The organism is Ancylomarina sp. YFZ004 (genome assembly GCF_054254355.1).
This window is the reverse complement of sequence record NZ_JBTCHQ010000004.1, coordinates 238,638-264,993: the sequence shown is the minus strand read 5'-3', so window position 1 is coordinate 264,993 and position 26,356 is coordinate 238,638. Positions and strand designations below refer to the sequence as shown.

The window sequence follows — 26,356 nt, the reverse complement described above, 5'->3', positions numbered from 1 at the left end:
ATTAATTTTACATTTTATCAAAAAATGTAAAGATTGATTATATCATTCATCCTGAATTAATTCTCAACTCAATTCTCTTAAGAAAATTGTAATAGAAACTATCGAAATAAATATCGAGCAAGAAATCCTCCCCTTATAAGCTTGACACCATAGCGGAAAACCCACGAAAAAAGATGAAGCAAACCGATAAAAAAGAATATCGGATATATGGGATTAGTCCAGAATGTGTGGTTTATTAATGAAAAATAAGAATATGCTATAATTAAAAGAATACTCCCGAGTAATTCGAATCGCCAAACAATAAGCAAAGCAAACATCATAAGCATATGCGTATAAAAAAGCTTCAGCAATTGAGGATTCATATGAGAAGGATCATCAATACCAAATTCTATAGCAAACCAAGCAAAAAACAGGAATAGAAACACCCCTAGGAATCGAGCAAGCCAACGAATGATTGAGGGGATTAGTTTAAGCATTTATTTGCATTAGGATCGTTAATGATAGTTTCAAATATAGATGAATAATTAAAGTTTTGAAAATTTAAACAAGGCTTATTCTAAAAATATACCTGCTTATAAATAATAATTGCAGCAATTATAAAGTCTGTTAAGACATTGAAGGCTATTAATTATTGACTTTCTGCTTTTTTCGCCTTATCTTTTTTATAGAATTCATAATTATAAAAAATAGCAGCAACCTATTGATATAAAACTTAAAAATGAGCCTTATGAAAGCAAATTACATTTGTCCACACTGTCGAAGCTTTTTAAATGTTGGCGATAAAATCATTATTGCTGCAAAAAACAGTAGTAAAGAAAAAGGAATTCTTCTTTTGAGTATAGAACTTGGTGACTATACCGTATTAAAACACCCATCGTTTAATATTGAAAAAGGAGAATTAATAAATATGTTCTGCCCATCATGCAATGAAAATCTTAGAAAACAGAAGGTTCATGATAATCTTTATGGAATCATCATGCAAGATGAAGAGGATAAGGAAATGCAAATTCTATTCTCTGGAACTTATGGGGAAAAATGCACGTATCGAATTACAGATAAAGATGTTGAAGCCTTTGGAAAGGATGCTGGTAAATATCTAGATTTGGACAACCTCATCTCGATGAGTTAAGCACAAAAAAAAACGAATCCTCAAGGATTCGTTTTTTTTATTCTTAATATTTCAAAACGGGCAAGCTTAACTTGTACCGAATACATACCAACCTGAAAACAATAATGCAAATGACTGTTACAAAAAGATTAACCGTCGGATCCACATGCAGATACTTTAAGAATAAGAATAATAAACCACCCACAATACAGGCTACAGCATATATTTCCTTTCTGAATATTAGAGGAATATCGTTACACAAAGTATCACGTATAACCCCACCCATTACGGCTGATATCAAGCCCATAATTACGGCTAATGCGGGATGAATAGACAAAGAAATAGCTTTCTCTATGCCAATGATTGTAAAAACACCAATCCCAATGGTATCAAAAAGAAACAGGGTTCGTTTCAATTGCATAATCATTCCTTTAAACAAAAAGGTTGCAATAACTCCAAGTGTTATAACTAGCAAATAATTTAAATCAGAAATCCATGCCACTGGGAAGTTCCCCAATATCAAATCACGTAGTGTCCCTCCGCCAATGGCGGTTATAAAACCTGTAAAGAAAGCGCCAAACAAATCAAGTTTTTTATTGGCAGCTGAAAGAGTTCCTGAGATTGCGAAAACAAAAGTTCCTATCAAATCAAGGGCGTAAATTACAGACATAGACTCCAGTTTAGGATAAATTATTTAAAAATGAGCCTCCCAATTGAATTAGGAGGCTCTTTGTATGTTTCTATTATAAGCAATTAACAATGAAAAATTAGTGATTAGAAAACCTCTAGGTAATAAAAAATCAACTACAAGATCTGTTTATAAAACTGATAGAGACAAATTCATACCAAAGGTCAGAATATAGTATGTCCATTATCACTAATTGTTAATCATTCATTAATCATCATATTACTTCTCTTCTTGAGCATCAACAACTGCAATAGCAGTCATATTGATCAACTCACGAACTGTACAACCCATTGGTACAACGTGAAAAGGTTTAGCTGTTCCTAGGATGATTGGTCCGATATTTTCAGAATCACCTAGATCTTGCATCAGCTTATAGGCAATATTTCCAGAACTTAAGTTAGGGAAAATAAGCGTATTCACATCTTTTCCCTTAAGCTTGTTGAATGGGAAATTAGCATCGCGTAAGTTTTTATCCATCGCAAAATTCAATAGCATCTCACCATCAACAGCCAATTCAGGATGATTCTCGTGTAAGAATTCGATGGCATTGTGAACTTTCTGAGGACTACCCTTTTTCACAGCGCCAAAATTTGAGTATGACAACATCGCCATGGCTGGATCTTGACCAAATTTCTTAACAGCACGAGCAGTACTCAATGTAGTATAGATCAATGATTCTTCAGTTGGCTCAGAGTTCACAGTAGTGTCTGCAAAGAATAATGGCCCTTTCTTAGTCATCACGATATTCATCCCCACTAGGGTTTTCATACCTTCTTCCTTACCAATTATTTTTTCAGCAATATCAAGTGTCTCGAAATAACGAGTCGCATAACCAGAGATAAAGGCATCAGCATCACCAGCTTCAACCATGGTAGCACCAAAGTAGTTACGATCAAACATCTTCTCAACAGCCTCTTTATGAACAAGACCTTTACGTCCAAGTTTCGCACAAAGAATATCAGCATAACGCGTTCTTCTCTCGCGCTCCTCATCTGAACGAATATCGATAATCTCAGCACCTTCTAAATCAAGATCATTTTCTTCAACCAAACGCTTTATATTCTCGACATTACCTAACAAAATTGGCTTTGCGATTCCATCGTGTAGTGCAATTTGAGCAGCCTTAAGAATATTAAAGTTGTTTGCCTCAGGGAATACAACACGCTTAGGTGCCTTCTTGGCTTTATTAAAGATGGTACGAAGCAATTCATTCTCTGTACCCAATCGCATCTTCAACTCCTCAGTGTAAGCGTCCCAATCCATGTCTGTTTTACGAGCAACACCTGAATCGACAGCTGCCTTTGCTACGGCTACAGCAACACGAGATACCAAACGAGGATCCATTGCCTTAGGAATGATGTAATGATTACCAAAAGTGATATTAGCCTCGTCGTAAGCAGCATGTACTGACTCCGGAACGGGCTCTTTAGCTAATTCAGCAATAGCATGCACCGAAGCAATTTTCATTTCCTCATTAATAGCAGTCGCTCTAACATCAAGCGCTCCACGGAAAATATAAGGGAATCCCAATACATTATTAATCTGATTAGGATAGTCTGATCGTCCTGTAGCAACGACAACATCATCGCGAACAGACATAGCATCATCGTATCCAATTTCAGGATCAGGATTAGCTAAAGCGAACACAACAGGGTTTGGCGCCATAGAAGCAACCATCTCTTTTGACATAGCACCTCCAACTGAAAGACCTAAAAAGACATCACATCCAACTACAGCCTCAGCTAAAGTTGATAAATCTCTTTGAGTGATGAACTGTTTTTTCTGCTTATTTAAGCCGGTACGCTTCGCGTTGATAACACCACGGCTATCACACATAACGACGTTTTCAGGCTTCACTCCTAAAGAAATATACAGTTTCGTACAAGAAACGGCAGCTGCTCCAGCACCATTTACAACAACCTTTACATCTTCAATTTTCTTATTACCCAGCTCAAGTGCATTCAATAAACCTGCAGCTGAAATAATAGCTGTACCATGCTGGTCATCATGCATCACTGGAATATCCAATTCTGCTTTCAATCTCTCCTCAATCTCAAAACACTCAGGTGCTTTGATATCCTCCAGGTTGATTCCACCAAAGGTTGGGGCGATCGCTTTAACTGTTTGAATAAATTTTTCGACGTCTGTCTCGTCTACCTCAATATCGAACACATCGATATCAGAGAATATTTTAAATAATAAACCTTTACCCTCCATAACTGGCTTACCAGCTAAAGCGCCAATGTTTCCTAGACCTAGAACGGCTGTTCCGTTTGAGATAACGGCAACCAAGTTTCCTTTTCCTGTATAACGATAGGCGTCTTCAGGATTCTTCTCAATTTCCAGACAGGGTTCCGCTACTCCCGGGCTATAAGCCAAAGATAAATCACGCTGAGTTCTGTAAGGTTTTGTAGGGATAACCTCAATTTTCCCCGGGCGTCCTTCTGAATGATAATTTAATGCGTCAGTTGACTTTTGTTTTGACATAACTGTTTTGTGTGTTGTTTTTGCCCAATAGATGGGCGATTTTAAGTTTGGAAAATATCTTTAAAGTCAATTAGTATTCAGTATACATCACCTTTATGTCTAAAGACAATCTGAAAATATAAGCCCCTTAAAGATTTTGCAAAAATAGGCATAAATTGGGAAATGAGGCTTTTCTTTTTGCAATGATTTCACTAACTTAAGGACTTGCTTATTCAGATATTCTCATTATCACTTATTTCGAAATGAAGCATTATATTTATCGATATAGACATAAAGATTATTGATTGATATAATTTGGCTATTAGAGTCTCTCTATATACATTTGTAATCATAAACAATAACAGAGTAACAAATCTTAAAATCTAAATACAATGCAATCATTAATCGGAAGAAAAGCCCCAGCATTTGTGGCTAACGCAGTAATAAAAGGGAATCAAATTACAGAAGGATTCTCATTGGAACAATTTGTTGGTGAAAAAGAAGTTGTTTTCTTCTTCTACCCACTTGATTTCACATTCGTTTGTCCAACAGAGCTAATTGCTTTCCAGGATAAACTTGAGGAATTCGAAAAACGTAATGTTGCTGTTGTAGGTTGTTCTGTAGACTCAGAATTCTCTCACTTTGCATGGTTAAACACTGAGAGAAACAAAGGTGGTATTAAAGGTGTGACTTACCCATTGGTAGCTGACCTTTCTAAAACTATTGCTGAGAACTTTGGTGTTTTAGCTTCGGACTACGATTACGATGAAGAAGGAAATGCAACTTCAACGGGTGCTCCTGTAGCTTACCGTGGCTTATTCCTTATCGACAAAAAAGGAATCGTTCGTCACTCAGTAATCAACGATTTACCACTAGGTAGAAGTGTTGATGAAGCCATTCGTATGGTTGACGCTTTACAGCATTTCGAAGAGAATGGTGAAGTTTGTCCTGCAAACTGGATTAAGGGTGAAAAAGCAATGGAAGCAACACAAGAAAGTGTATCGGAATACTTAAGTAAGTAAAGAATTCCATTAGCTTTACAAAGGAATAGATCGATTCATAGAATCGTCAAGAAATAAAATCCAATCAAAAAAACATTTTAAGAGATACGTTTCTATTAGATTCTTTAATTATCAGACAGTTTTTCTCAGAATCAATAAGATCGTATCTCTAAGTACAAAAAGACAAAATTATGAAGATTAACAGATACCAAGATATTACAACAATCGCAGGAGAAGGAAAAAAAGATTATATCGACCGTCACTCAGCATTTTTACATTGCGAAGATTCAGCTAAGGCTGGTGAAAAATTTACTGTAAAAGTAAAAGTTGGTGATGCATATCCACATCCAGATGATTTCGATCATTATATTGCTTGGGTTCAACTTTGGGATGGTGAGAACATGTTAGCTCAAACTAACTTCACTGCTGGTGCACTTGGTAGCACTCCAAATCAAGCTGAGGTAGATTTCTATATCGTTCCTGGTAAAAAAATGAAGTTGACTGCTGCTGCTTTTTGTACAAAGCACGGTCTTTGGCATTCAGATGAGAAAATTGTTGAAGTAGAGAAAGTTGCTGTAGAAGCATAATCGACTTAACTAGAATACAAAAAAAGCTCTAATGTTTTAATAACAGTAGAGCTTTTTTTTTAGCCTTAAAAGTTAGACAGCCAAAAATCTTAAATTAAACCACTAATTAGCACTAATGTACACTAATTAAATATTGATCTCATATCTCATTTTACGATCAATCAAAAGTTGAGCTCACAAGATCGGTTTACACAGATTTCAAAACTTAAAAAATAGATTAACCACTAATTGTCACTAATGAACATAAATTTTTTCGCTAATATACAACTCTTTTATATTCGAGACTCTTAGCACCAAAATTAACAAGTAAGCCAACTGTTTTGTTTGTGGCTTTCATGTAATTCATGAGTTGTGCCATATGATTATCATCTAAATATTTAACAGTTTTTAATTCAACTATTATCTCATTTAAACACAAGAAATCAGCATAATACTTTTTGTTCAGAATAACAGCTTTATAGTTTATTTCGATTTGGCATTCCCTTATGTGATCAATATCCGCTTTAATCAATTCTATCTCTAGGGCTTCTGATATACACCTTCCAAGAATCCGGCACCCAATTCAGAGTGTACATGCATACATAAACCAACAATATCGTAGCACTCCTGCTTAAACTTATTATCACTATTCATAATAAAATAATTAGTGGAAATCAGTGTTAATTAGTGGTTCTTAATTTGTTTCAATTTAAACAATAAAATTTGTACAATCTGTGGTTTTAAATATTTTTAATTACTGATAGGCACGCTTTAAGAGAGTTTCGCCAATGCGGAATTTCGATACCAAAATCAGCTTTAATCTTGGCTTTATTCAGAACTGAATAGGCTGGTCTTTTTGCGGCTGTTGGGTAATCTTTCGATTCAATGGGATTTAACTTACAATCTATATCAGCCATCTCCATAATAGCCTGTGCAAAATCGTACCAGGAAGTTACTCCTTCATTGGAGTAATGATACAACTTCCCTTTTGTGTCTATACGGCCTGGTTGACTTATAATATCCAAACAGACTTGAGCCAAATCTCTCGCATAGGTCGGTGTTCCAATTTGATCGTAAACAACAGATAAAGAATCTTTCTCCTCTCCCAAACGCAGCATGGTCTTCACAAAATTGTTCCCAAAAGAAGAATACAACCAGGATGTTCTGACAATAATCGCATTTGCAGGAGAATGCATGATCTCCATTTCGCCAGCACGCTTTGTTTTCCCATAGGCACCTAGCGGACAAACCGGCATTCTTTCAGTGTAAGGACGATTGGATGTTCCATCAAAGACATAGTCCGTAGAAATATGAATCAGTTTGAGTTGATACCGTTGGCTAACTGCAACCAAATGCCCAACCGCCTTGGCATTAACCAGACCAGCTATCCCTGCATTTTGTTCTGCCTTATCGACAGCCGTATAGCCTGCACAATTAATGATGCCCATAAAGCCTTGATCTTTGACAAAATCGTTTAATAAGGCCTGATTACAGATATCAAGTTCTTTAGAATTGGGGCAAACCAATTCCAATCCCGGATAGACAGAATTGAGTGCTATTATTTCGGATCCCAATTGGCCAGTAGAGCCAGTGATGAGTATTTTCATAAATCAAGGATAAAGGTTAAAAGTCCCGATAGCTATCGAGAAAAGGTTAAAGTACAAAAAAAGGATAAAGTAAAGGATACAAATTATACAGATTAAAATATAGAACGGATATACCCCATAACTATTGCCCAAAATAAACAGATCGCAAGGATATTTGTACGAGCTTAACAAAACATCGACAACTAACATGTTAATGAGCTTACGTACGGCGAAGCCCTCACCGCAGATAATAAATTAAACTAATGAATACAGATCAAAAAAATATTTAACCACTAATTTACGCTAATGAACACTAATTTAAAGGAAATGAATCAAAGAGCTTCCATTTATCGGTTGTGTAACTTTTATACTTTTGGACCTTTCGACTTTATGACCTTATCTACTTATACATCGCCTCATAATACTTTTGATAGTCTCTAGAGGTCATATTCTCTAACCATTCGGTATTTTCGAATCCGTAATCAAAGTAGATGAAAAACGAACAGCGAGATTCTCTGTTATCTTTATAATTAACCTTAAAAAAAAGACCACTTAACTCTTCTAGGCTCAACACCATCAGTGTTAGTAATGATTACTTTCCTTTTAAAAAAATTCAAAAAGTAAAAAAGAGATCCTGCTTTTCCAGTAACTAAAACAACATCAACTTCGCTTAATGCAAGCTTTACCCCCTTATAGTAAAATCCTAGAGGGTTTGAAGTTTTTGTTAAATTTAAATATTTTGGTGGTACTCAATTGAAACTCTCGGGTGGATTTTCACCCTCAGATCTATCACAATAAACTGTAACATCAATGCCCAACTTAACAATTAAGGGTGATACATCTTGAGCAAATATCTCAAAACCAACATCTTTTGTGAGACACCACGAGTTCCCACAATACCTATTTTCATATTAATTATCTTAAAATTATAATTAGGTATATGAATTATACATTTCTTTTAAAGTATAAAAAACATCTCTCTTAAAATCACATTTTAATAAAGTAAACAATTGATCAGAAGACCCTTTCAGTTCTTTAATCTCATTTTTCCGAACAAAAAGAGGATTTTGAGTCACCTTGATCTCATAACCTGCTATTTGATTTAGATAGCTTATGATATCCTGAACATAAATTGAATGACTTGAACAAATGTTAACAGTTAGACTATCTTCCTTAATTGACAATAACTTGAAATATATTTGAGCAATATCTTCCACATGATTAAATTCACGAGCAACATCAATATTACCCAACTCAATATATTCCTTTCGCTCAGCGAAATGTTTAACAATTTTTGGTATTAAAAAAGTAGAAGACTGAAACACTCCAGTGTAATTAAAAGGTCTTACAATAACGATATTAAGCTTTGAAAAGTAAGTAGAAGCCAAATGCTCCATCACAAGTTTAGTATAACCATAATGGTTAATCGGTTTTGGAACCATTGATTCATCAAGAACCGAAGCACCCTGGTTTCCATAAACAGCAGCGCTACTTGCTAATATTACTTTTTTAGGCTTTAAATTATTCTCAACGAGTGAATCTAGTAAATTTTGTGTTCCGATAATATTAACATCGTACATCAACAATTTATCTTCCTCGCCTACGAATGAAATTGCTGCCAAATGAACAACGTAATTTGGAGAAATCTCTTTCACAATTTTACCCAGCGATACTTTATCTCGAATATCACAGAAAAAATGATTTTTATTCTGTGATATTTGATTAACTGTCCCATAAACTTGAAGCCCCTCATTTAAGAATAATTTCTCCAAATAAACACCCGTAAACCCATCAATTCCGGTAATGAGAACTTTAGAAACTGATTCCTGCTTTAAGTCCTGCTTTGATTCCTGTTTCATTTCGTCGTATATCTTCATTAACCATCATTTCACATAATTGTTCAAGAGTAGTAGTTGCCTCCCAACCTAAAATCTCTTTAGCCTTACTAGCATCTCCTATTAATAACTCTACTTCTGTTGGTCTATAAAATACTGGATTTACTTTTACTATTGTTTCTCCTGTTATAGCATGTATTCCAATTTCATTTTCATTTTCACCTTTCCAGGCGATAACAATATCAATAGCTTTAAAAGCCATCGTAACAAAATCACGAACAGTAACTGTACGATTTGTAGAAACAACGAAAGTATCAGGGGTTTCAGCTTGCAACATCAAATACATAGCTTCAACATATTCCTCTGCAAAACCCCAATCTCGTTTAGCATTCAAATTCCCTAATTCAAGTGTATCCTGGATTCCTAGCTTAATCTTAGCTACTGCATCAGTTATCTTCCTTGTAACAAACTCCTTACCTCTCAACGGAGATTCATGATTAAAAAGAATACCGCAAGCAGTAAAAATATCATAAGATTCTCTATAATTTATAGTCATCCAATGAGCATACAATTTAGCAACTCCATATGGACTTCGAGGGTAAAAAATTGTTTTTTCTGATTGAGGAATTTCTTGAACTTTACCAAACATTTCAGACGTTGAGGCTTGATAAAACTTAATTTTTGTGTTTACTATTCGAATAGCTTCAAGCAAGTGTACAGCACCTAGACCTGTGATATTAGCAGTTGTTATTGGCTGATCAAAAGAAACCCCAACAAAACTCTGTGCTGCCAGATTATATATTTCGTCGGGCATGATTTCAGAAACAAGACGAATACAAATCGATTGATCAGTTAAATCAAACTCAACTAATTTCAAATTTGGATGGTCTAAAACATTTAGCTCTTCCATCCTCCAAAAATTCACCGAAGATGTTCTTCTATATAATCCAAAAACTTGATACCCTTTAGCTAGAAGCAACTTTGTTAAATAAGCGCCATCCTGCCCCGTAATTCCTGTAATTAATGCTTTTTTCATCTATTTAGTCTGTTTTAAGATTAATAAATAATATTCACAAGTTTGTAAACCAACTACTTCCCAATCATATTTTTCTTTAGAATTCCCAGTACATTCTGACCTACTTGTTCTAAATTAGATTGATTTTCAATTATTTATTGAATTTCCCTAGCTAAATCCACATGGTATTCAGTTTTAAATAAAAATCCATTTTCCTTATATTCGATTACCTTGTCGAAAGCCTCCAAATTAGAAATGAGGACTGGAACACCATAACTCATAGTCAACATAAGCACGGCGCTTTGAGATATCCTTTTGTATTGTAAAAAAAACAAGATCACTTTCACTAAAGAAATCCACAATTTCTTCATCAATAATGAATCTATAATGTGGTACACATATATTCAGAAATCAAATTATTGTATTTTCCGCACTGTCCTTCCAAAATTTACCAGCAATGGTTAATTTCATGTTTTTTTATCTTATGCTACAGATAAATATTTTAGCAGTACATCAAGCCCTTTATTATTTTTTTTGACTAAAAAACAATAGGTTAAACTTCCCTTGACATCCAATCTCTTGGATTTTGAAAGTATATCCAGAGATACACTAGCCATATCTCTGGCATAAGTTGACCTACCAACCTGATCATAGACCACAGCTAGATTTTTCCTTTCCCAGTCGGAGCATGTGTTTCACAAAATTGTTCCCAAATGAAGAATACATCCACGAAGTTTTTATGACAATTTAATTAGTTGTCGAATGAACAATCTCCAATTCTACCGCTCGTTTAGTTTAACCATATACCCCTAAAGGAGCTACATGCATTTTTTCGGTATAAGGTCGCTTACCCATCCCATCAATAACGTAATCTGTTGAAAAGTGACGCAGCTTTAGGTTCATTTTTTTGGCGAAAAATAACAAATTTGAGACAGACTTTGCATTAACCAAATTCGGCGACTCCGGAATCTTTCTCTGCATTATCGACAGCCGTATAGCCGACACAATTGATAATGGCTTCAAAGCCCTTCTCTTTCACAAAATCATTTTGTGAATTAAGATTGCATATATCCAGTTCTGAAGAACTGGGACATACAAAATCCAAGGCTGGATACTCGGAACTTAATACCTTTATTTCTGAGCCTAATTGGCCCTTGGAACCCCTTACTAATATTTTCATCTATTGAAGGCCTAATGTGTACGAATTATTACAACTGATAACACAAGTTATCCCAAAATCCCAAAAAAAAAAAATGAAATTTCGTTTTAGTATAATGAAACCACTAATATCTTAATGAACTTGCGCACTGCGAAGCCCTCACCATAGGTCATAAATTGATACTAATGAACACTGATTTTAACGAAATAGATATGGGTCAATAGTTTATAACGACATTTGAGTCTCCCGAACACTTTTGGAATCGACATTTTAGATTTTTAGACTTTATAAGCAACTTGACAGATTTGACAAGCCAAACTCTCCCCTCTTTATTTTACATTTGCATTTATTAAACAATCAATAACTAAATTAGCTTTCCATAAATAGCTTTGACACAATCATTGCCGAAAGAGAAACAAAAATTATAAAGAAAAGATAAAATGGAACTAGGAAACCTACCTCAATAAATTGCACAGGAAATCGAAAATAATCCAGCAATTTCTCAAATTGTTCAACTTTCTGAACGCATCCTCAACCAAGGGGATAGTGAAAATGCATCAAAAATTTCAGATCTAGTATTGGAGGCTTAAAAGAGCTGAGAAAATTATATTGGCAATAAGAAAGCTTGAGAGTTGTGTGGAAACTTTTAGGCTTTTCTTTATTAAAAAATTAAAAAGGATGTCCAGAAATAAATGCATTTATCATTCTGAATCTGTTTACATTCAGTGAATTCGTAAACTCGACACAGAATCTTTACACATTGATTATGAAATCCTGAAATAAATGGGCTTCGTCGGACAATGTTACAGGATGACGTTCAATGTCTGATTTACATCTTTTTGGACACCCACTTTTATTTCTACTCTATTCCCTTTAGGAACGAACAAGTATACCAAGAATCTCAAGGTATTGAAATATTGAGATTGATCTTCGAGGGCAATTTTAGCCAGCGTCTTTAATTCGTAACAAAAATCTTCTAATGCTTCTATTTTTTTATTACGTTGACGAGTAGTTTCCTGAGCCCCCCCTTTTTCTGCAATGGCTTCGTTTCTTAGCTCATTCAAATTATGAATTGCTTGTTGATCAGCAGCTATTTTTTCATGCGTAATTTTTGTCACCTTAAATTTATCCACGAAGTCTGCTTCCACTGCCAAACGATCATAAAACTCGATGGTACTAATAATCCAATCGGTAACACGACAATGGATCAAGCTATAGCTTAGTAACAATCTGTTTTGCAATTTTTATCGCTACGCACGACAAACCTAACAATATTTAAATTACATTTATGAGCTTTCTCGCAATTTTCTTTGTTTTCAAAATAAACATCGTATGCTAAAGCTTACTCCTGATCTTCTTTCTTTTGAAGTGTACTCGCATCAACAACCTCTTGATATAGGTTTTTGCCTACTGTAAGATAGGCTTCATCGATTCCAATACCGGCTAAATGAGGCGCAATTTCAAGATTATTACTATTAAAAATCACTTCGATTCAAGAAACAAATGCAACTAAAGTGATTTCGAAGGAGAGTACAGAGTATTATTTTTTCAAGACTGAAGTGAGAAACCTCTCTCTTCTTGTCCTGATGGACTAATGGATTTTGTCAAACTCGTAAGCCCGATATTCTTAAAAAAGGAAACCACAAATTACACTGATTTACACAAATTAGAAAACATCTAAAAATCTGTGATAATCTGTGGTTCAATATTATTTATGAAAGTGCAGCTGCTCTAAATTCTTTAATACGCTGTTCTTCTTCTTTTTTGCAGATCAAAAGGGTCTCATTATCTTCCACGACGATATAGTCGTCTAAACCCTGAATCACAACTTTTTTATCTATAGGCATATTCACAATACAATTGCTCGATTCAAAGACATGAACCTTATCACCTACTACGGTATTACCTTGCTCACAACGTTCCCGTTTTTCCCAAAGTGATCCCCAGGTACCTAAATCAGACCAACCAAAATCTGCTGGTTGCACGTAGATATTATCCGCCTTTTCCATTACACCGTAATCAATAGAGATATTCATACAAGTTGGAAACATCTCATCAATGAATGCTTGTTCTTTATCTGTATTATAGAAAGTCTCTCCCTTGGCAAACAAAGCAGCCACTTCATGCAAATCATTTTCAAAAGCCTTCAGTATGCTCTTAAGCGACCATAAGAAGATGCCAGAGTTCCAAAAGAAGTCACCCGATGCCAAATATGCCTTAGCCGTTTCCAGGTTTGGTTTCTCTTTAAAGGCTGCTACTTTACAAACACTTTCTTTATTCGTAATTCCTAATTCATTATTCGTCATTGAAGGCGAAGCCTGAATATAGCCATATCCAGTTTCCGGACGGTGAGGTTGAATCCCCAAAGTTAATAAAGTGTCATTATTAACAGTGAAATCTAAACCATTCTCAATAATGCGAATAAATTCTGCCTCATTCGTGATCAAATGATCTGAAGGAGCCACTACGATATTCGCTTCAGGATTTAAACCCTTAATTTTATAAGCAGCATAAGCGATACAAGGTGCTGTATTACGCATACAAGGCTCCAATAAAATATTGCTTTCCAACAATTCAGGACATTGCTCTGCTACCAACGTTTTGTATTTGGCCGAAGTGACAATCAGAATGTTCTCTGAAGGGGCTACAGTTTTAAAACGTGCTACAGTTTGCTGCAAAAGCGTTTTACCAATACCCAAAACATCTAAAAATTGCTTTGGCTTTTCTTCGGTACTCATTGGCCAGAATCGAGAACCGACTCCTCCTGCCATAATGACGATGTAGTTGTTTTTATTCATAAAATATTTATTCTAAATATTACTATATCTTAAATAATAATTAACAAAAAGGGATTCAGGTCATGCAGATCTGAACCCCTTAAACTATGATTTCTGAATTCTTCTGTGTGGAATAAAGATTTACAATATCAGAAAGTAAATTAATATATTTATGAAACTACTTATACATTGCCTCATAATACTTCTGATATTCTCCAGAAGTCACATTATCTAACCACTCTGTATTTTCAAGGTACCATTTCACGGTTTTTTCAATGCCTTCCTCGAATTGTAATGATGGTTCCCAGCCTAATTCATTTTTAAGCTTAGTCGAATCTATTGCATAACGCAAATCGTGACCAGCACGATCGGTCACATAGGTGATTAGTTTTTCAGAAGTTCCTTCTTCTCTGCCCAATAATTCATCAACCGTTTTAATCATCACCTTAATCAGATCGATATTTTTCCACTCGTTGAATCCTCCAATATTGTAGGTATCCCCATGTTTTCCTTCATGAAAAATCACATCAATCGCACGGGCATGATCCTCGACATACAACCAATCACGAACATTCTCACCCTTCCCATAAACAGGTAATGGCTTGTTGTTGCAAATATTGTTGATGAACAATGGAATCAACTTCTCTGGAAACTGATAGGATCCGTAGTTGTTCGAACAGTTAGAAATTACTGTTGGCAAACCAAAAGTATCCTGAAAAGCACGTACGAAGTGATCTGAAGAAGCTTTAGAGGCAGAATAGGGTGAGTGTGGATCATAAGCCGTTGTTTCCAAAAAGAAACCTTCTTCTCCTAAAGAACCATAAACTTCATCAGTAGAAACATGGTAAAACAGTTTATCTTCAAATTGACCTTCCCAGGCGAACTTCGCAGCTTGTAAAAGACTCAATGTTCCCATCACATTAGTTTGTGCAAAGGAAAAAGGGTCCTTGATTGAACGGTCAACATGAGACTCAGCAGCCAAATGAATCACACCTTCAATTTGATAGTTAACAAAGATCTTCTGAACCTTTTCGAAATCGCAGATATCACACTTAACGAATTCATAATTTTCTTTGCCTTCAATATCTGTCAAATTAGCAAGATTTCCTGCATAGGTCAACACATCCATATTGATAATACGGTACTCAGGGTATTTATTGACCAATAAACGAACGAGGTGAGAACCAATAAATCCTGCACCTCCGGTTACTAATATATTTTTCATGTTTAAATATTTTTAATAGATGACGCGAATGATGACTAATTAACTTCGTTGAGCTCGCAAGCTCGGTTACACTAATTAGTGTGAGCTGTTGTCAGTTTTCTGTTATCAATTATAGATTTATCTGCCTTTAATGTTTGAATACATTCTTTAAGTGAATCGCGCCAATAAGGGATTTGTACGCCGAAGTCTGCTTTAATTTTAGACTTGTTCAATACAGAATAGTGAGGACGTGCAGCTGGAGTAGGGTAATCTTTGCTTTCAATAGGATTAACCTGACAATCTACCTTTCCCATTTTCATAATAGCTTTAGCAAAATCATACCAGGAAGTAACTCCTTCATTGGAAAAATGATATACCTTTCCTTTACTATCCAATCGCTCAGACTTAGAAAGAATCTCCAGACAAGTCTGAGCCAAGTCTCTAGCGTAAGTTGGGGTTCCAACCTGATCGAAAATCACACCCAAACCTTCTCTTTCATTACCTAAACGCAGCATGGTTTTCACAAAATTATTCCCAAAGGTCGAATATAACCAAGAGGTACGAATAAGAATAGAATCGGAAGTTGAATTGATAACAAACTCTTCACCTTCTCGTTTCGTTCTACCATAAACGCCCAAAGGAGATACAGCCATATCTTCAGTGTATGGAATATGAGAAGTACCATCAAAGACATAATCGGTGGAAATATGAATCAGCTTTAAGTTTTTCTCTTCAGCCATAATAACCAAATTACTAACGGCCGTAGCATTCACTAATTTAGCAAGGTGAGTATCTTCCTCAGCCTTGTCAACCGCAGTATAGGCTGCACAATTGATAATTGCTTCAACTTGATGATCTACTATAAACTTCGATAATAGTTCAATATTACATATATCAAGTTAAGGTAAATCTGAAAAAACACACTCCAAGTTAGGAAAGGATACGCTCAATGCTTTAATCTCAGATCCCAGTTGACCATTTGCTCTTACGATCAATAATTTCATTCGCTTATAATTTATGTTAATCTGTGAAATGTGTGGTTCATATTAAAAAGGATTTTCAGTTTCAGCCAATGGTTTCAATAATTGATCCTTACCTGAAAGTTGCACTTCCTCAAAGGAAATTTGCCAATCAACAGCAATTTCTTCATCATTCCATGCAATACCAGAATCATGATTAGGTGCGTACCCATTGTCAACCTTATAAGCAAAAATTGCTTTTTCACTTAAAACCACAAAACCGTGTGCAAATCCACGAGGCACAAACATTTGTCTTTTGTTTTCTCCGTTTAGTTTGACTGCAACGTATTTTTTATAATTGGGTGAATCTTTACGAAGATCAACAGCTATATCCAAAACTTCACCTTCGATGCAACGAACTAGTTTCGCCTGATTAAAAGGTGGTTCCTGGAAATGTAAACCTCTTAGTACTCCTCTTGATGACTTCGATTCGTTATCCTGCACAAAATCAACTTTTCCAATGTTTTCTTCGAACTCTTTCTGATTGAAAGATTCAAAAAAGTAGCCTCTGTCATCTCCAAAAATATTAGGTTCGATGATGACTACTTCGGGTATTTCTGTCTTGATAAACTCCATTATTCTTTATTTAGCTTTAATAGATACTGTCCGTAGCCATTCTTCTTTAATGGCTCTGCTAATTTCTGAACTTCCTCCGCAGATATGTAGCCCATATTGTAAGCTATTTCTTCCAAACAAGCTACTTTTAGTCCTTGTCTAGTTTCAATAGTCTCGATAAAACGACTGGCATCCAATAAAGATTCGTGAGTACCCGTATCCAACCAAGCATAACCGCGGCCCATCAATTCAACTTTTAAGCGCCCCTGATTTAAGTATTCCTGATTAACAGTCGTAATTCCCAACTCTCCTCTATGAGAAGGTTTTACATTTTTAGCTACCTGAATCACATCATTTGAATAGAAATACAAACCGACTACAGCATAATTAGAAGCAGGATTTTCTGGTTTTTCCTCAATTGATGTAACTGTTCCATCAGCATCAAATCCAGCAACACCATAACGTTCTGGGTCACTCACATAGTAACCAAAAACAGTTGCTTTATCTTCTTCTTCAACATTTCTACGCGCATTAGCTAGCATCTCTGTCAAACCATGACCATAGAAAATATTATCTCCTAATACTAAACAAACATCATCATTACCAATAAATTCATCACCTAAAATAAAAGCCTGTGCCAAACCATCTGGGCTGGGTTGCTCCTTATAGGAAAGTTTCAAGCCCAAATCTTCACCAGTACCCAATAGTTTGATAAAATTAGGCAAATCTTCAGGCGTTGATATGATTAATATCTCCTGAATGCCTGCAAGCATCAAAACCGAGAGTGGGTAATAGATCATCGGTTTATCGTAAATGGGTAGAAGTTGCTTCGAGACCCCTTTAGTAATGGGGTATAAACGTGTCCCAGATCCACCTGCTAGTATGATTCCCTTCATGTTTAGAGTATTAGATGATAACTGTTCGTTCAAATCTTCACTGATCGATACAAGTTATCTAATAATTTGTTATGTATCAACAAATATAGTTTAATAAGGTTAAAGGAAAGAAAGGTTAAAGGATAAAAAGTTGTTAAGGCTGAGTGTTCCCTGAGCTCGTCGAAGTGTGAAACGATTCCAATAGCTATCGGAACGCCTCAGGCGGATTAAAGGTAAAAAAGGAAACCACTAATTTACACTAATGATCACTAATTAGTTCCGATCCTCGGACCAGCAGGACAGGAGAGAAACAAAGAAACCACAGATTTATCAGATTTAATTTGTGTAAATCTGCGTAATCTGTGGTTAAATATTTTTTTTATTCTGCTTTTAAAGAATTAATTGAGAACGGCAGCACGGAATTCTTTAATGCGCTGTTCCTCTTCTTTTTTGCAGATCAAAAGGGTCTCATTATCTTCCACAACGATATAATCATCTAAGCCCTGAATGACCACTTTTTTATCCTTAGGCATATTGACGATGCAGTTGCTGGATTCAAAAACATGAACCTTATCTCCCACTACTGTATTACCTTGATCACAGCGCTCTCGTTTTTCCCAAAGTGATCCCCAGGTACCCAAATCAGACCAACCGAAATCAGCTGGTTGCACGTAGATATTATCCGCCTTCTCCATTACGCCGTAGTCAATAGAGATATTCATACAAGTTGGAAACATCTCATCGATAAAGGCTTGCTCCTTATCGGTATTATAAAAAGATTCTCCCTTAGTAAACAAAGCTGCCACTTCAGGCAAGTCGTTTTCAAACGCACTTATAATGCTCTTAAGCGACCACAAGAAAATACCTGAATTCCAGAAAAAATCTCCAGATTCCAAATATTTCTTGGCTGTATCCAAATCTGGTTTTTCCTTAAAAGCTGCCACTTTACTAATGACTGTTGGCTGCTGACTATCAAGCTCCGCTTGAATATAACCATAACCTGTCTCAGGACGGTGAGGTTGAATACCCAAAGTTAAAAGGGTCTCATTATTCGCTGTAAAATCCAAACCATTCTCGATAATGCGAATAAATTCAGCTTCATTCGTAATCAAATGATCCGATGGAGCCACTACAATATTGGCATTGGGGTTTAAACCTTGTATTTTGTAAGCCGCATAGGCGATACAAGGTGCTGTATTACGCATGCAAGGCTCTAACAAGATATTGCTTCCCAACAATTCAGGACATTGTTCTGCTACTAGTGTTTTATATTTGGCAGAAGTGACTATCAGAATGTTCTCAGGAGGAGCTACCGTTTTAAAACGGGCTACAGTTTGCTGTAAAAGCGTTTTACCAATTCCCAAGACATCTAAAAATTGCTTGGGCTTTTCTTCGGTACTCATAGGCCAGAATCGAGAACCGACTCCACCTGCCATGATGACTATGTAGTTATTATTATTCATTTTGTAGTTTTGTGCAATGCGATAGATCAAGGGGCGAATGAGAAAAGTCAAAAAAGTTAGACTTTCACTTATTTGACTTCTTCATTGTTTTTATTTTTTCTTATTTGTACATCTCTTCGTAGTACTTTTCATATTCGCCACTAGTGATGTTCTCCATCCATTCTTTATTTTCAAGATACCATTTCACGGTTTTTTCAATACCTTCCTCAAACTGAAGTGATGGTTCCCATCCTAACTCTTCCTTCAGTTTCGTAGAATCAATGGCATAACGTGCATCGTGACCAGCACGATCGGTCACATAAGTAATAAGTTTTTCAGAAGTGCCTTCTTCTCTACCCAATAATTTATCAACGGTTTTGATCATCACCTTAATCAAGTCGATATTTTTCCACTCGTTGAATCCTCCAATATTGTAGGTATCCCCATGTTTACCCTTATGGAAAATAACATCAATCGCACGAGCATGATCCTCGACATACAACCAATCACGAACATTCTCACCCTTACCGTAAACAGGTAATGGCTTGTTGTTGCAAATATTGTTGATGAACAATGGAATCAATTTTTCAGGAAACTGATAAGATCCGTAGTTATTCGAACAATTGGAGATGACAGTTGGCAAACCAAAAGTATCTTGAAAAGCACGTACGAAATGATCCGAAGAAGCTTTAGAAGCCGAATAAGGAGAATGAGGGTCATAAGCTGTGGTTTCTAAAAAGAAGCCTTCCTCTCCCAGAGAACCGTATACTTCATCAGTAGAAACATGATAGAATAGCTTATCCTCAAATTTGCCATCCCAGGCAAACTTAGCAGCTTGCAAAAGACTTAAGGTTCCCATCACATTGGTCTGTGCAAATGAGAAAGGATCTTTAATTGAGCGGTCAACATGAGATTCTGCAGCCAAATGAATCACACCTTCAATTTGATAATCAACAAAAATCTTTTGTACTTTTTCGAAATCGCAGATATCACATTTTACAAATTCATAATTAGATTTTTCTTCAATATCAGTCAAATTAGCAAGATTCCCTGCATAGGTCAAAACGTCCATATTAATAATACGGTATTCAGGGTATTTGTTGACCAATAAACGAACGAGATGAGAACCAATAAATCCTGCACCTCCAGTTACTAATATATTTTTCATACTTAAAATTTATGATGCGAATTGACTTAGTCAAGTTTTCAGATCTGAAAGCTAGCGGAGCAATTTTTAATCAATTACGCTAATGTTTAAACTGTTGTTAGTTTTCGGTTACCAGTATAGTTTTTTCAGCCTTTAATGTTTGAATACATTCTTTAAGCGAATCACGCCAATAAGGAATCTTAACTCCAAAGTCCATTTTTATCTTTGACTTGTTCAATACAGAATAGTGAGGACGTGCTGCTGGAGTAGGATAATCTTTAGATTCAATTGGATTAACCTCGCAGTTTACCTCTCCCATATCCATAATGGCCTTGGCAAAATCGTACCAGGAAGCGACTCCTTCATTAGAAAAGTGATAAACCTTTCCTTTGACATCCAAACGCTCCGATTTAGAAAGAATCTCCAAACAAGTTTGAGCCAAATCTCTTGCAAAGGTTGGCGTCCCAACCTGATCGAAAATCACACCCAAGCTTTCTCTTTCAGAACCCAAACGCAACATCGTTTTAACAAAATTGTTCCCAAAAGAAGAATACAACCAAGAAGTACGAATTACGATTGATTCCGAAGAAGAATTAATTACATACTCCTCTCCTTCGCGTTTTGTTTTTCCGTACACCCCAATTGGTGATACTTCAAAATCCTCGGTATAAGGGAAATGGGCAGTTCCATCAAAAACGTAATCGGTAGAGATGTGAATCAATTTTAAATTCTGCTCTTCAGCTACGGACACCAAATTGCCAACAGCAGTAGCGTTCACTAATTCTGCAGTTTTAGAATCATCTTCCGCTTTATCCACAGCAGTATAAGCAGCACAATTGATGATTCCATCAATTTGATTTTCGCTTATAAACTGAGACAGTTTCTCTTTATTACAAATATCCAATTCCGGCAAATCAGAAAAGACAAATTCCAAATTTGAGTATAAACTAGCTAGTCCATTTATTTCTGAACCCAATTGTCCGTTTGAACCACATACTAATATTCGCATAATTCCCTTTTTAAGCTAAACGGATTATCAATTTCACTCAATGGAAATAATTCTTGATCTTTCCCAGACAATTGTACTTCTTCAGCAGCAATTTGCCAATCAACAGCAATCTCTTCATCATTCCAGGCGATACCCGAATCGTGTTCTGGCGCGTACCAATTGTCCACCTTATAAGCAAATGTAGCTTTCTCACTTAAGACTACAAAACCATGAGCAAAACCACGCGGCACAAACATTTGTCTCTTATTTTCCCCGTTAAGTTTCACTGCAACATACTTTTTATAAGTAGGGGAATCTTTTCTTAAATCTACAGCTACATCCAAAACTTCACCTTCGATACAACGAACTAATTTCGCTTGGTTAAAAGGTGGCTTCTGAAAATGTAAGCCACGTAAAACGCCTCTAGAAGATTTCGATTCATTGTCTTGAATAAAATCAACTTGACCTATATTTTCTTCAAATTCTCTATGATTGAAAGACTCAAAGAAATAGCCCCTATCATCTCCAAACACTTTTGGTTCGATGATGACTACCTCTGGAATTTCTGTCTTGATAAACTCCATTATTCTTGGATTAACTGTAGTAAGTATTGACCGTAAGCATTTTTCTTCAAAGGCTCTGCTAATTTCTGAACCTGTTCAGCATTTATATAGCCCATGTTATAAGCTATCTCTTCCAAGCAAGCCACCTTAAGTCCTTGTCTTGTTTCAATAGTTTCGATAAAACGACTAGCATCCAATAAAGATTCGTGAGTTCCGGTATCCAACCAGGCATAACCTCTACCCATCAATTCCACTTTCAAGCGCTCCTGTTGTAGATATTCCTGGTTAACTGTAGTAATTTCAAGTTCACCACGATGTGAAGGTTTTACATTTTTTGCCACCTGAATCACATCATTGGAATAGAAATACAAACCAACTACTGCATAGTTAGATTTTGGATTTTCTGGTTTTTCTTCAATAGAAGTAACTGTACCATCAGCATCAAAACCTGCAACGCCGTAACGTTCCGGATCTTTCACATAATAACCAAATACAGTTGCTTTACCTTCTTCTTCAACATTTTTACGTGCATTAGCCAGCATTTCTGTTAAGCCATGACCGTAGAAAATATTATCTCCTAATACCAGACAAACATCATCATCACCAATAAATTCATCCCCAATGATAAAAGCTTGTGCTAAACCGTCAGGACTAGGCTGCTCTTTATAAGATAATTTTAAACCTAAATCTTCACCTGATCCTAATAATTTCTCAAAATTAGGTAGGTCTTCAGGTGTTGAGATAATTAAGATCTCTTGTATCCCTGCCAACATCAAGACTGACAATGGATAATATATCATAGGTTTATCGTAAACAGGTAACAACTGCTTCGAAACGCCTTTGGTAATTGGATACAAACGAGTTCCGCTGCCTCCTGCTAAGATTATTCCTTTCATATTTTTATTAAGATTTTAAGACTATAAATATTATTTCAATATTTCCTTATATAAACTTGTAAAGTTTACTAACATTTTCTCTTTTGTGAAAAGCTCTTGATATCTAACAAAACAGTTTTTTGAGTATTCTTCATAAATTTTATCATCAGACAAAATTGATTTAATTGCATTACCAAGCTTCTTTGAATCTTTTGGACTTACAACTTTTCCAGAAACATTATCTTTATTAACCCAAGGGACTCCTGATCCATGAATATTAGTTGAAACAATAGGCTTACCAAAAGCCATTGCTTCAATTTGTACAACCCCAAAAGCTTCAGATTTTTCAATAGATGGCATACAGAATAAATCACAGGCTTTATAATAAGCTCCTAATTCATTAAATGGAATTTTACCAAGCATTACAACCTTATCTTGTAGATTATTATCATTTATTCTTTGCTTCAATTCTCTTTCTAGTTTTCCTACACCTCCTATTAATACAACAATATTTTCATCAAAGTCTTTGGCTGCATCAATTAAATACTCGAACCCCTTATAATAGATTAATCTTCCTAAACCAAAAACGATTTTTTTATTTCTATATTCATTCCTAATCCGAGTAACGGCAGCATAATCAACCTCCAACTCAAGAATATCTATACCCAATGGTATGTAGTTCGTTTTATTTTTAAATTTTTGTAAATATTTAGACCCATCGATATAATTTGGTGAGGTTGCCACAATTTTATCGGCGCGATTTAAAAGCCAATTCTGAAGTGGTGAATATAACTTTAATAATATCTTTTGCTTGACTATATCACTGTGCCAATGAATTATTATTTTACACTTAGGTCTTGTCAAAAACACAGCTAAATTAGCTAATGGGTTTGGTAAATGTATATGGATCAAATCATATTCATTTTGAATTTTCTTTAATAATGACGAAAAACCAACACTAATAGGAGTGGAAGCTACGACACCGATTGTCTTCACCCTATATATAGAATACATTTCCTCAGTAAAATGATTCCCGTTAGTATCATGATTAGAGCAAAGTACATCCACACTAAAGTTAGAACTGTTAAGTCCCTCAACCAAATCGAAATTAACCTTCTCAATCCCACCAAAGTAAGGAGGATAAAACTTACCAATATGTAATACTTTCATCATTAAATTTTTGAAACAATTTCGTTAAGTTTTTGCGCAGACAAACGCCACGAAAAACGTTTAATATTTTTGTACCCTTTCTTTATCAAATCATCCCTCAGCGACTGAGAATTTACTAAGGATTCCAAACCTTCCAATATACTTTCTTCAGAATAAGGATCTATATAGAAGGCTGCATCCCTACAAACGTCAGGCAGACTGGTACACCTTGAGACTATAACAGGCGTACCATGAGCCATCGCTTCTAATGGAGGTATACCAAAGCCCTCATATAATGATGGGTAAATAAATATTTCTGACTTACTGTAATAATTATGCAAATCTTGCTCTGATACATAGCCCATAAATTTCACCCTATTATTGGTTGCGAAATTCATTTTAGAAAATGATTTTTGTTGACCACCTACAATAACTAGCTGATATTCGTCATTATCCCATCTGCTAAATGCGGAAATTAAACGTTCCAAATTTTTCCTTGGATCTAATGAGCCAACTGCTAAGATTATTTTTTGTTTATTTATATTTTGCTCACAAGTGCAAGTATTTACAGCATTTGGAATAACTTCTATCTCAGCTTCTTGTTTTTTTAGATTTTTAATTATAATACTCTTTGAATATTCACTTACTGTAATTGTTTTCAAGCTATTCCTTAAACTTATTGGTGTTAATAATTTATATGCAAGTGCATATTTTCTACTGAACCATTCAGGATGCTCCAAAAATGACAAATCATGAACCGTGGTAATCTTATTTTTATAAAACAAGGGACCTAAACCTGTGAAAGTTAACAGCAATGGGTTGTTCATGCCTTTAAGAAAACCTAATAAATGAAACTGTTCCCAAAGATTTAAATTCCCCTTGCCATGATATACAATTTTGTCCTGAGGATAATCCATTGGGTTAACTTTTGTTCCTTCAGGTACTATAATCTTATAGTTATCAAAATTCCGGATTAATGATTTTGAAATCTCGAGAGCAAATCTCTGAACACCAGTCATTTCCTGTCTTAAAAACTTACCATTAATATAAACCATTTTTCTCGGTATCATTTAATTTTATAAAAGTTGCAAATATTACAAACCAAACCCATTTTGAATCATTAAAAATATAGAAAAATCCACCCCAAAATAGATTTAACAGTATAAGTAGTAAAAACAAGGTGTAATTATCTAATTCAGTAAAATTACTTACTTTAATCTTGAGGCCTTTAATAAGGTAATAATACAATAGAACATATAGTATTAATCCTAAAATTCCTTGATTTGCCATGGTCTTAAACCAATCACTTTCAATATCAAATGGTGGTTTAGTTTTTACATCCCAACCGGGCAAGTCAACATCAGCATATCTAAATGCTCTACCACTATTTCGATTTCCATAACCAAAGGTAAAGTGAAACGGATCGTGGCACAGAGTCTCCATAACATAAAAAGGATAATAAATATGTCGCTTAGTGCCATTTGACTTTACGTCAGTACGACTTTCAACAATTTTATTTAAATCTATCTCTTTTGCATCATAACTTTTCACCCATAAAAAAGCTAAGCCTAACATTACTATTATAGTGAATCCTAAAATTATTTTTCTTAGAACTATTCTACTTGGATATATTAATAACACAATAGTTATCAAAGACATTCCACCAGAAAATATCGCTGTTCGAGATAACGCCAATATCCACGGGATACCAATGATAAAAAAATATATCATTTTCTTTTTAAAAGAAAATTTACCCAAATATACACAAAGAAGAAAAGCAACACCCCAAAGTCCAAAATAAGCAGGATCCCAATGCAAACCAGAAGGTCTTATAATAGGTCGGAAAATAAAATTTAACAAAACATGTCCCACGCTCTCTTCCGTAACACCAAAAGAATTTAGAAAAACAGTATGATAATCAAAACCCATTACATACCAACCATACATAATAAACCACGAATAAACAGCATGTATAACAATAGCTGTTAAGAATCCTTTTAATAAAAATTCAACATATTTGCGTTGTACAATTAATGATTGTGCATTTATGAGTAAAAAAAATAGAAATAACAGTACAAATTTCACAGAATATCTTATACTCCTCAACAGATAAGCACTCTCTGCGTTATCAATCAAAGGGACAAAGAAATTTAATGCCAATAGAAACGTTAAACAGATAATAATAAAAGAACTTTTTCCTTTTACACTTAAACGTATTTTTCCATTTCCCCCTCCTGATATTAGAGATAATGAAAGACAAGCGATAGTTAAATAGAAAAATATATCCATAGGATATACTTTTATTCCACCTATTGAATACTTGAACGCCTCTAGGATT

General features: G+C 35.2%; 29 protein-coding genes. 3 read left to right on the top strand and 26 right to left on the bottom strand.

Going from position 1 to position 26,356, the window contains the following annotated elements; genetic code table 11:
- Window positions 1–98 precede the first annotated feature (98 nt).
- The gene (locus ACXR6G_RS08835) at window positions 99–476 is read right to left on the bottom strand and encodes a DUF7670 domain-containing protein (protein WP_458361054.1); all 378 of its coding nucleotides are present in this window, start codon (window positions 474–476) and stop codon (window positions 99–101) included.
- A 251-nt stretch (window positions 477–727) separates the two neighbouring features.
- Here ACXR6G_RS08835 and ACXR6G_RS08830 point away from each other — a divergent pair, with 251 nt between their 5' ends.
- Window positions 728–1,129: a hypothetical protein gene (locus tag ACXR6G_RS08830; RefSeq protein WP_458361053.1), complete on the top strand. Its 402-nt coding sequence runs from the start codon at window positions 728–730 to the stop codon at window positions 1,127–1,129.
- A 43-nt stretch (window positions 1,130–1,172) separates the two neighbouring features.
- Here the strand turns inward: ACXR6G_RS08830 and ACXR6G_RS08825 are convergent, their stop codons facing one another.
- The gene (locus ACXR6G_RS08825) at window positions 1,173–1,778 is read right to left on the bottom strand and encodes a trimeric intracellular cation channel family protein (RefSeq protein WP_458361052.1); all 606 of its coding nucleotides are present in this window, start codon (window positions 1,776–1,778) and stop codon (window positions 1,173–1,175) included.
- Window positions 1,779–2,015: 237 nt separating this feature from the next.
- Window positions 2,016–4,283 (bottom strand): NADP-dependent malic enzyme, encoded by a 2,268-nt coding sequence (locus ACXR6G_RS08820; protein ID WP_458361051.1) that lies wholly within the window; start codon window positions 4,281–4,283, stop codon window positions 2,016–2,018.
- Between the two features lie 371 nt (window positions 4,284–4,654).
- Here ACXR6G_RS08820 and ACXR6G_RS08815 point away from each other — a divergent pair, with 371 nt between their 5' ends.
- Entirely contained in the window at window positions 4,655–5,284 is a 630-nt protein-coding gene (locus tag ACXR6G_RS08815) for a redoxin domain-containing protein (protein ID WP_458361050.1), read from the top strand.
- A gap of 170 nt (window positions 5,285–5,454) precedes the next feature.
- Window positions 5,455–5,850 (top strand): desulfoferrodoxin family protein, encoded by a 396-nt coding sequence (locus ACXR6G_RS08810; RefSeq protein ID WP_458361049.1) that lies wholly within the window; start codon window positions 5,455–5,457, stop codon window positions 5,848–5,850.
- A 256-nt stretch (window positions 5,851–6,106) separates the two neighbouring features.
- On the opposite strand, the gene ACXR6G_RS08805 is transcribed toward ACXR6G_RS08810, so the two are convergent.
- From ACXR6G_RS08805 to ACXR6G_RS08695, 23 genes are all read right to left on the bottom strand, one after another.
- Window positions 6,107–6,400 carry a GxxExxY protein gene (locus tag ACXR6G_RS08805; protein WP_458361202.1) on the bottom strand — a complete coding sequence of 98 codons (294 nt, stop codon included), beginning with the start codon at window positions 6,398–6,400 and terminating at the stop codon, window positions 6,107–6,109.
- Complete coding sequence (locus ACXR6G_RS08800) at window positions 6,370–6,483, bottom strand: GxxExxY protein (protein ID WP_458361048.1); 114 nt, start codon at window positions 6,481–6,483, stop codon at window positions 6,370–6,372. The genes ACXR6G_RS08805 and ACXR6G_RS08800 overlap by 31 nt, the downstream gene beginning before the upstream one ends.
- Window positions 6,484–6,569: 86 nt before the next feature.
- A complete protein-coding gene (rfbD, locus tag ACXR6G_RS08795) occupies window positions 6,570–7,436 on the bottom strand; it encodes a dTDP-4-dehydrorhamnose reductase (protein WP_458361047.1) in 867 nt (288 codons plus the stop codon).
- A gap of 911 nt (window positions 7,437–8,347) precedes the next feature.
- Window positions 8,348–9,292 carry a GDP-mannose 4,6-dehydratase gene (locus tag ACXR6G_RS08790; RefSeq protein ID WP_458361046.1) on the bottom strand — a complete coding sequence of 315 codons (945 nt, stop codon included), beginning with the start codon at window positions 9,290–9,292 and terminating at the stop codon, window positions 8,348–8,350.
- Window positions 9,228–10,286: a GDP-mannose 4,6-dehydratase gene (gene gmd, locus ACXR6G_RS08785; RefSeq protein WP_458361045.1), complete on the bottom strand. Its 1,059-nt coding sequence runs from the start codon at window positions 10,284–10,286 to the stop codon at window positions 9,228–9,230. The genes ACXR6G_RS08790 and gmd overlap by 65 nt, the downstream gene beginning before the upstream one ends.
- Before the next feature lie 134 nt (window positions 10,287–10,420).
- A complete protein-coding gene (locus ACXR6G_RS08780; protein WP_458361044.1) occupies window positions 10,421–10,555 on the bottom strand; it encodes a hypothetical protein in 135 nt (44 codons plus the stop codon).
- 505 nt (window positions 10,556–11,060) lie between these two features.
- Complete coding sequence (locus ACXR6G_RS08775) at window positions 11,061–11,168, bottom strand: sugar nucleotide-binding protein (protein ID WP_458361043.1); 108 nt, start codon at window positions 11,166–11,168, stop codon at window positions 11,061–11,063.
- A 40-nt stretch (window positions 11,169–11,208) separates the two neighbouring features.
- Window positions 11,209–11,445, bottom strand: a complete 237-nt coding sequence (locus tag ACXR6G_RS08770) for a sugar nucleotide-binding protein (protein WP_458361042.1) — start codon at window positions 11,443–11,445, stop codon at window positions 11,209–11,211.
- A 782-nt stretch (window positions 11,446–12,227) separates the two neighbouring features.
- A complete protein-coding gene (locus ACXR6G_RS08765) occupies window positions 12,228–12,665 on the bottom strand; it encodes a hypothetical protein (protein ID WP_458361041.1) in 438 nt (145 codons plus the stop codon).
- Between the two features lie 101 nt (window positions 12,666–12,766).
- Window positions 12,767–12,910 (bottom strand): hypothetical protein, encoded by a 144-nt coding sequence (locus ACXR6G_RS08760; RefSeq protein WP_458361040.1) that lies wholly within the window; start codon window positions 12,908–12,910, stop codon window positions 12,767–12,769.
- A gap of 226 nt (window positions 12,911–13,136) precedes the next feature.
- Window positions 13,137–14,222, bottom strand: coding sequence for a mannose-1-phosphate guanylyltransferase (locus ACXR6G_RS08755; protein ID WP_458361039.1), 1,086 nt, complete (start codon window positions 14,220–14,222; stop codon window positions 13,137–13,139).
- A gap of 157 nt (window positions 14,223–14,379) precedes the next feature.
- Entirely contained in the window at window positions 14,380–15,426 is a 1,047-nt protein-coding gene (gene rfbB, locus ACXR6G_RS08750; protein WP_458361038.1) for a dTDP-glucose 4,6-dehydratase, read from the bottom strand.
- 71 nt (window positions 15,427–15,497) lie between these two features.
- Window positions 15,498–16,298 (bottom strand): dTDP-4-dehydrorhamnose reductase, encoded by an 801-nt coding sequence (gene rfbD, locus ACXR6G_RS08745; RefSeq protein ID WP_458361201.1) that lies wholly within the window; start codon window positions 16,296–16,298, stop codon window positions 15,498–15,500.
- 153 nt (window positions 16,299–16,451) lie between these two features.
- Window positions 16,452–17,000, bottom strand: coding sequence for a dTDP-4-dehydrorhamnose 3,5-epimerase (rfbC, locus tag ACXR6G_RS08740; protein ID WP_458361037.1), 549 nt, complete (start codon window positions 16,998–17,000; stop codon window positions 16,452–16,454).
- A complete protein-coding gene (gene rfbA, locus ACXR6G_RS08735) occupies window positions 17,000–17,875 on the bottom strand; it encodes a glucose-1-phosphate thymidylyltransferase RfbA (RefSeq protein WP_458361036.1) in 876 nt (291 codons plus the stop codon). The genes rfbC (ACXR6G_RS08740) and rfbA (ACXR6G_RS08735) overlap by 1 nt, the downstream gene beginning before the upstream one ends.
- 377 nt (window positions 17,876–18,252) lie before the next feature.
- Window positions 18,253–19,317, bottom strand: coding sequence for a mannose-1-phosphate guanylyltransferase (locus tag ACXR6G_RS08730; protein ID WP_458361035.1), 1,065 nt, complete (start codon window positions 19,315–19,317; stop codon window positions 18,253–18,255).
- A 100-nt stretch (window positions 19,318–19,417) separates the two neighbouring features.
- Entirely contained in the window at window positions 19,418–20,464 is a 1,047-nt protein-coding gene (gene rfbB / locus ACXR6G_RS08725; RefSeq protein ID WP_458361034.1) for a dTDP-glucose 4,6-dehydratase, read from the bottom strand.
- Between the two features lie 97 nt (window positions 20,465–20,561).
- Entirely contained in the window at window positions 20,562–21,452 is an 891-nt protein-coding gene (rfbD, locus tag ACXR6G_RS08720; RefSeq protein ID WP_458361033.1) for a dTDP-4-dehydrorhamnose reductase, read from the bottom strand.
- A complete protein-coding gene (gene rfbC, locus ACXR6G_RS08715; protein ID WP_458361032.1) occupies window positions 21,440–22,015 on the bottom strand; it encodes a dTDP-4-dehydrorhamnose 3,5-epimerase in 576 nt (191 codons plus the stop codon). The genes rfbD (ACXR6G_RS08720) and rfbC (ACXR6G_RS08715) overlap by 13 nt, the downstream gene beginning before the upstream one ends.
- Window positions 22,015–22,890 (bottom strand): glucose-1-phosphate thymidylyltransferase RfbA, encoded by an 876-nt coding sequence (gene rfbA, locus ACXR6G_RS08710; protein ID WP_458361031.1) that lies wholly within the window; start codon window positions 22,888–22,890, stop codon window positions 22,015–22,017. Before rfbA (ACXR6G_RS08710) ends, rfbC (ACXR6G_RS08715) begins: the two co-directional genes overlap by 1 nt.
- Before the next feature lie 30 nt (window positions 22,891–22,920).
- A complete protein-coding gene (locus tag ACXR6G_RS08705) occupies window positions 22,921–24,039 on the bottom strand; it encodes a glycosyltransferase (protein WP_458361030.1) in 1,119 nt (372 codons plus the stop codon).
- Window positions 24,040–24,041: 2 nt separating this feature from the next.
- Window positions 24,042–25,073 (bottom strand): glycosyltransferase family 4 protein, encoded by a 1,032-nt coding sequence (locus tag ACXR6G_RS08700; RefSeq protein WP_458361029.1) that lies wholly within the window; start codon window positions 25,071–25,073, stop codon window positions 24,042–24,044.
- Window positions 25,060–26,307 (bottom strand): O-antigen ligase family protein, encoded by a 1,248-nt coding sequence (locus ACXR6G_RS08695; RefSeq protein WP_458361028.1) that lies wholly within the window; start codon window positions 26,305–26,307, stop codon window positions 25,060–25,062. The genes ACXR6G_RS08700 and ACXR6G_RS08695 overlap by 14 nt, the downstream gene beginning before the upstream one ends.
- Window positions 26,308–26,356 lie beyond the last annotated feature (49 nt).